The organism is Clostridium sp. AM49-4BH (genome assembly GCF_003478335.1).
Classification (GTDB): domain Bacteria; phylum Bacillota; class Clostridia; order Lachnospirales; family Lachnospiraceae; genus Butyribacter.
The window spans coordinates 1-7,107 of record NZ_QUFB01000079.1; the positions used below are offsets into that span (position 1 = coordinate 1).

6 protein-coding genes are annotated in these 7,107 nt (G+C 41.0%); 5 read left to right on the top strand and 1 reads right to left on the bottom strand.

Going from position 1 to position 7,107, the window contains the following annotated elements:
- Positions 1-491 precede the first annotated feature (491 nt).
- From DW981_RS13745 to rny, 5 genes are all read left to right on the top strand, one after another.
- A complete protein-coding gene (locus DW981_RS13745; protein ID WP_118508129.1) occupies positions 492-1,208 on the top strand; it encodes a hypothetical protein in 717 nt (238 codons plus the stop codon).
- A gap of 67 nt (positions 1,209-1,275) precedes the next feature.
- A complete protein-coding gene (locus DW981_RS13750; RefSeq protein ID WP_147352663.1) occupies positions 1,276-2,199 on the top strand; it encodes a hypothetical protein in 924 nt (307 codons plus the stop codon).
- A gap of 164 nt (positions 2,200-2,363) precedes the next feature.
- Entirely contained in the window at positions 2,364-3,464 is a 1,101-nt protein-coding gene (recA, locus tag DW981_RS13755) for a recombinase RecA (RefSeq protein WP_118508133.1), read from the top strand.
- Between the two features lie 3 nt (positions 3,465-3,467).
- Positions 3,468-3,935, top strand: coding sequence for a regulatory protein RecX (locus DW981_RS13760; protein WP_118508131.1), 468 nt, complete (start codon positions 3,468-3,470; stop codon positions 3,933-3,935).
- A gap of 92 nt (positions 3,936-4,027) precedes the next feature.
- Positions 4,028-5,593: a ribonuclease Y gene (gene rny, locus DW981_RS13765; RefSeq protein WP_243034771.1), complete on the top strand. Its 1,566-nt coding sequence runs from the start codon at positions 4,028-4,030 to the stop codon at positions 5,591-5,593.
- Positions 5,594-6,087: 494 nt separating this feature from the next.
- Here the strand turns inward: rny and DW981_RS13770 are convergent, their stop codons facing one another.
- On the bottom strand, positions 6,088-6,729 hold the full coding sequence (locus DW981_RS13770; RefSeq protein ID WP_118508132.1) for a hypothetical protein: 642 nt from the start codon (positions 6,727-6,729) through the stop codon (positions 6,088-6,090).
- Between the last annotated feature and the right edge of the window lie 378 nt (positions 6,730-7,107).

Genomic DNA, 7,107 nt, shown 5'->3' on the forward strand with positions numbered 1-7,107 from the left:
TTGATTTACATGCCTTTCGGAAACTCGAAGTCCCGGAAGCAAGGTATTCATCATTTTTGAAAGGGACTTTGCGCTCGTCGTTACTTATGTCTCGTATTTCAGAGACATTAAGTAACGTGACGTAGCGCATCGTAGCGAAAGCGTCCCGTCCAAAAATGGATGATACCTTGCTAAACCGGGACATCTCAGACACTCTTTCAGGCATGTATTCATCAGAGACTTAACAAAATAAGAAATCACGCGAAAACTCTGCGTTCTGCAGCAATTGCTATAGTTTTTTGAAGACAGGATAATTTACTTTATCGGCTGCAAAATAGCTATTATTTTATTGACATAATAAGCAATATGTGGATGTGTGAGATATTGAGGTATGGGAAGATGGAATAATTTATTAACGGATATTAACGGAACAGGGGGATATGTGGTATAATTGATGGAGAATGTAGACAGGTTATAAGGTATGGCAGAGTGTCTGCGGAATGGAGATTAAAATGGGCAGTAAAGTATGGACAGCAGGTAATTTATATGTGAATCAATCCGGTAAGATTGTACAATTGATGGCGGTTGCAAGGCAGGAGGGCAGTGCGCAGGAGCTTGCCATATATCAGGAGATGCATGCACCATTTACCGTATGGGCAAAATTTCTGTCAGCTTTTGAGGCGACTTATCATAAGATGGCAGAAGTGTTAGAGGAGAAGCGTGCACCTCAGGAGAGAACGGTAGAAGCATCCGGGGAGAAGCGTGCACCTCAGGAGAGAGTGGTAGAAGTATCCGGGGCAAAAAGTGCTTTGCAGGAGAGTGTGTCTGAAGTGTCGGCGCAGGATTTGTCTCAGGAGAACGAATCAGAGGCATCCGAGAATCAGCGCGCACAGGGGGAGAATGTGCCTGCCGGTGGGGCGGATGTGAGCGAAGAAGAGCTGCGTATGGCACTGGAAAAGGGGCAGCCGGAAAAATATTTGTCCGGTCGTATTACAGAAATGGAAATCGCCAGGCGAGGCATGCTTCAAATATTAGATGCAGAGTCTTTTCAAGAAAAGAGACAGCTATTAGTGGGACTGCGTCCGTATATTGACAAACTGTTGCTGCACAATATTGCAGCAGCGTTGGATGTTGTTTTGGAAGAAGGAACGCTTGATGATCAGTTTGAGTCACTGCTTCATTGTGTTGATGCACATGCCAGATATGAAGGAGGGAGATTGCGGTCATGATCAGTAAAATTATACGCAGTATGACACAGGGGTCTGTCAAGACAAAACTTTTTTATGGGCAATGATTTTGCTGGGGATAGCGTCTGTTGCGTTGTTTATCGCGGCGTGGATACTGCAGCTTCCGGTATTTGCACTGGCAGCGCTTGTATTGTTGGCCGTTGCCTTTGCGACTGTAAATTCTGTTACGATCAATACACAGAAGGCTCAAAAATCAAATAAAGATACATACGATGAAGGAAAAGAAGCGCATTCGCCACAGGAACGGCAGCGAGCCAAGGCAAGATATCTGGCCTCGCTTCAATCGAAAGATGTCAAAAAGATATTAAGGCAGCATAAAGTAACACAGTCTCATCAGAAACTTATGATTGATTCTTACCAGGAGAGAAAATTAGAGCAGGTTCCGGCATTTGCCTGGAGAACTGACAAAACATTACATTTTCTTGTGCTAGAGGGCCATGCAAATGAATTTGAGATTCCCATGGATCAGATCAGGGGTATTTATTATGAAAAAAATGTAACCGCAGATATCGAAAAGGATTATATTCCGTTTCAATATAGTACGTACATTGCTAAAATGTTTCAAGATCTTTTGCCGGAATATGCAGAACGTAACGTAGACGGAGAACTTGTTTACCAAAAAAATTTATTTTATTTGAGCAATGGATTATACATAACGAATACGTCAATGGCAAATTTGATGAAGCTGTTGCCAAAGGTCCCGTTTTTATTGGGTGACAGTGTGAGTCGCAGCAATCGCCTGGACGCATATTTTAAGGAAATATACAAAAATCGTGTTCTTTGTGAGGCCCATGCGATCACGATGGATCAGTACCGTCAGTCAATAGAGGACACATTAGAGGATTTGATACAGGCGCCCATCAGCGGACAGGAATTTGTGAAAAGTCTTCGCGATATGACAAAATACCATCTGATCGATCAGCAGCAAGTTAGCAGATGTAGCCAAAGATATCGTCAGATTAAAAATATATGACATGATGTAATAAAAATAATACATAATTATATATTGACATATGTTAAAAATAAAGATATAGTATTAGTATACTTGAATTGCAAAAAGATGTTGACAGGATAATGAAAAAGCATTATCATACAAAAAGAACACTTGTTCGAATTAAGAAAGGATGGAATTTAGTTATGGCAAACGAAGTAAAGATCGATGAAAATAAAAGAAAAGCGTTGGAGTCTGCACTGTCCCAGATTGAGAAGGCATATGGTAAGGGTTCCGTTATGAAATTAGGCGACAATATGCATTTGAATGTGGAGACCGTACCATCTGGTTCTTTGGGGTTGGATCTCGCTCTGGGCGTTGGCGGTGTGCCAAAGGGACGTGTGGTAGAAGTGTATGGACCGGAGTCTGGCGGTAAGACGACCGTTGCACTGCATATGGTAGCAGAGGTGCAGAAACGCGGAGGTATTGCCGGCTTTATTGATGCGGAGCATGCGCTGGATCCGGTGTATGCCAAGAAGATTGGTGTAGATATTGACAACCTATATATTTCACAGCCGGATACCGGAGAGCAGGCATTGGAGATTACAGAGACAATGGTGCGTTCCGGTGCAGTTGACATTGTGATCGTGGATTCTGTAGCAGCACTGGTTCCGAAAGCAGAGATTGAGGGTGAGATGGGAGATTCTCACGTTGGTCTTCAGGCAAGATTAATGTCTCAAGCATTGCGTAAATTGACAGCGATCATCGGCAAGACCAATTGTACGGTGATTTTTATCAACCAGTTGCGTGAGAAAGTTGGCGTCATGTTCGGTAATCCGGAGACAACGACCGGTGGCCGTGCATTGAAATATTATTCCTCCATTCGTTTGGAAGTCAGACGTGGGGAGCAGATCAAAAAGGATGGTGAGGCGATCGGTAATCGAACCAAGATCAAAGTTGTGAAAAATAAAGTGGCACCACCATTTCGTACTGCTGAGGTTGATATTATTTACGGAGAGGGCATTTCCAGAGAAGGAGATATTTTGGATCTGGCCGTTGCAGAAAATATTGTCAATAAGAGTGGCGCTTGGTATGCCTATAACGGAGATAAGATCGGCCAGGGACGTGAAAATGCAAAACTGTTCTTGAAAGAACATCCGGATCTGATGGAAGAGGTTGAACAAAAAGTACGCGAAAAATATGCTCAAAAAGAGGGTGTTGATCAGGTAGAGAATGAGGAAAAGGCGTCTGATAAAACAGTTAAGGAGCCGGTTAAGGCAGCCAAAAAGGCTGACGATGCGGAATAATCGATGGAAGATGAGAAATTAAAGGCAACGAAAAAAGCGATGGGATTGTTGCAGCATATGGATCGCACGGAATGGGAACTTCGCAGTAAGTTAGAACAGGCGGGATTCTCAGAAGAAGCAGTGGAAGCAGCAATACAATATGTTGCCGGGTATCATTATATTGACGATAAGAGGTATGCAAAGCGGTTTGTAGAAATATATCGCGAATCCCGAAGTATGCGAAGAATACGTCAGGATTTACAAAAAAGACACGTTCCGGAGCAGTGGATCACGCTGGCAATAGAGGCTGTTGACGAGGATGATACCCCGGCACTGCAAAAGGCACTGGAAAAACTGCTCCGAGGAAGGACAGAACTATCTTATGAAGAGCAGCAAAAAGTAACGGCAAAACTGTATCGGCGGGGGTTTCGACTGGATGCTGTTCGTCGCCAAATTGACCTATGGCGCGAGCGAAATGATTGCCAATATTAGGGGAAGTTTACTTGACATTTTTCTGTGAAAAGTATAAAATTGAACTGTTGTACTATGTGCAATGAATATTTATAAGGAGGTGCTTCAGTTCGATGTCACCAATGGTTATTAAAATAGTAGCCGTTGTGATCTTACTGGTTGCCATCGTTGTTACGGCACTTTTGACGAAGACGATTTCTATTAAGCGTTATCAGGAATCTGAGAATCAGAAGTTGAACAATGCAGAGGACAAGGCTCGTCAGATCATTGATGAAGCTGTAAAGACTGCAGAGACGAAAAAGCGCGAAGCCCTATTAGAGGCGAAGGAAGAAGCGATCAAGAATAAGAATGAAATTGAGCGTGAATCCAAAGAGCGTAGAGCCGAAATTCAGCGATATGAAAAGCGAGTATTATCGAAAGAGGAAGCTCTGGACAAAAAATCGGAAGCCTTAGAGAAGAAGGAATCCAAATTAAATGCGAAAGATGCGGATTTGGATCGTCTTAAGAAAGAGTTGGAGACGATTAAGAACAGCCATCTTCGCGAGTTGGAAAAGATTTCCGGTTTGACCTCCGAACAAGCAAAGGAATATTTGTTAAAATCTGTAGAAGAAGATGTGAAACATGAAACTGCTGTTCTCGTTAAGGAATTAGAGAACAAGGCAAAGGAAGAGGCAGACAAAAAGGCAAAGGATTATGTTGTGACTGCGATTCAGCGATGTGCTGCGGATCATGTAGCAGAGACAACAATCTCCGTTGTTCAGTTGCCAAATGAGGAGATGAAAGGACGAATTATTGGTCGAGAGGGACGTAATATTCGTACATTAGAGACTCTGACAGGTGTAAATCTTATTATCGATGACACACCAGAGGCAGTTGTTTTATCTGCATTTGATGGAGTAAGACGAGAGGTTGCTCGTATTGCTCTTGAGAAACTAATTGTTGATGGACGAATTCATCCTGCAAGAATTGAAGAGATGGTGGAGAAGGCACAGCGTGATGTTGAGTCGATGATTCGTGAAGAAGGTGAAGCAGCAACATTAGAGGTTGGTGTTCATGGAATTCATCCGGAATTAATTCGTTTGTTAGGTAGAATGAAGTTTAGAACCAGTTATGGTCAGAATGCATTGAAACATTCTATTGAGGTTGCACATTTGTCTGGCTTACTTGCCGGAGAAATTGGTGCTGATGTGCGTCTAGCAAAACGCGCAGGTTTGCTTCACGACATTGGTAAATCGGTCGATCAGGAGATGGAAGGTACACATGTTCAGATTGGTGCGGACTTATGTCGGAAGTATAAAGAGTCGGGTATTGTAATTAACGCTGTGGAAGCACACCATGGCGATGTGGAGCCAGAAAGCTTGATCGCATGCATCGTTCAGGCAGCAGATACCATTTCTGCAGCTAGACCGGGTGCTCGTCGAGAAACACTGGAAACATATACAAACAGATTGAAACAGTTAGAAGATATTTCAAATAGCTTTAAGGGAGTTGAAAAATCATTTGCCATTCAGGCAGGACGTGAAGTTCGTGTCATGGTTATACCAGAGAAGGTATCAGATGATGACATGATACTATTAGCAAGAGACATCGCTAAGCAGGTTGAGGATGAACTGAAATATCCTGGTCAGATTAAGGTAAATGTTATTCGTGAATCCAGAGTAACCGATTACGCTAAGTAAGGCGCAATGGAGTAAAAAACCAAGGAAAGTATTGAAATTACAGGGTTTCGATACTTTCCTTTTTCGTTATATTTACGATATTTTACTATATTATCCTGTATTATACGGGGTAATTGGTGCAGATTGGTGCAAAAAAATTACCAAATTGGTGCAAATCAAAACATTGTAAATGGGGAAAGGCTAAGTTCAAATATTTACAATTATATATGAGACTCAAAACATATTTGGATTTCATATATGACTATAAATCGTAAAAAATAGGGTAGAAGCATAATAGCCTCTACCCTTAAATTATATTTAAAGCAATTTAATTTATTTGATTTCCTTCAGCTTTGACAGTGCGATATATTTATATTTGCCACTCGCTGTCTTATTTTTCAAGCGTGCCCATTTACCTACGATACGACCGACCTCTACTACATGACCAACCTTTGCCGTGCCAATACGGTTCGTTGCTGTTACCTTAGCAGAACTACGTACTGCCGCTTTCTTAATTACCTTAGCCTTAAAGCAATATCCTGTGGTGATAAACGCACGAAAACGTCTCCATTGACTAGTCTTTCTTGTTGATCAGCTAAGTTTTTAATTTTTTTCGTTACAGATTGGGCATTACTTCCCAGATTTAAAATAGCGTTTCCATTACTGTCATATCGTTTAGTTAAGGTTGGAAACAAATCCGACAACTGACTATTTAAATTTAAAAACTCATTATAATCTTCATTTGATAATGAAATATTGTCATTTGTAGCAGTATTAACCCCTTCGGAAAGTTGTGCGTATTGACCAGCTAATTTACTAATAGATTCTGCCGATTTAAGTTGTTTCTGTCTTGTACTTTCTAAAGACGATTTATATGAATCTGATGTAGACTGAGCTTTTTGAAGGGCTTCTTCTGCTTTTTCTTCGGCGTGAATCCAATCATCAATGACCGAAATCATTTTTGAGATAGCTTCGGCAACCACCATACCTATAATCATATTCTCAGCCATGGCTAAAGCCTTTAACCCTATTTTTGCAGCTTTTGCAGATAATTCAAGGTCTCCAAGAGAAACAGCAGCACCGTCAGCTCCAGCAACAATATTTTTAGCATTGTCAGACGCATTCGCCATAACAGCATTTGTTTGTTCTTGTGTCATCTTGAAATTAGACACATCTTGCCCAGCATTAATAGCTGCCTGACGAAGATTTTCAAACTCAGCATTGTACGCTTTAACCGCTGCTAAATCTTCATTACTAATAGACTTTCCGGTAAAAAATCCTTTAATCGCCTGAACAGGATGTAGATCACTAAGCTGTGGAAGTGTTGTCTTGCCTGTTTCTGTCTGTTTTGTTTGTAATATCTGTTTTCTATTGTAAATAATATAAATGTTTGATATAATATGTTATTATAAATATTAGGAGGTATGATTATGACAATAACAACACTACAACAATTAAAAAGAGATGATTATGACAATAACAACACTACAACAATTAAAAAGAGATGATTTATGCGATATGTCAATTGTTGATGA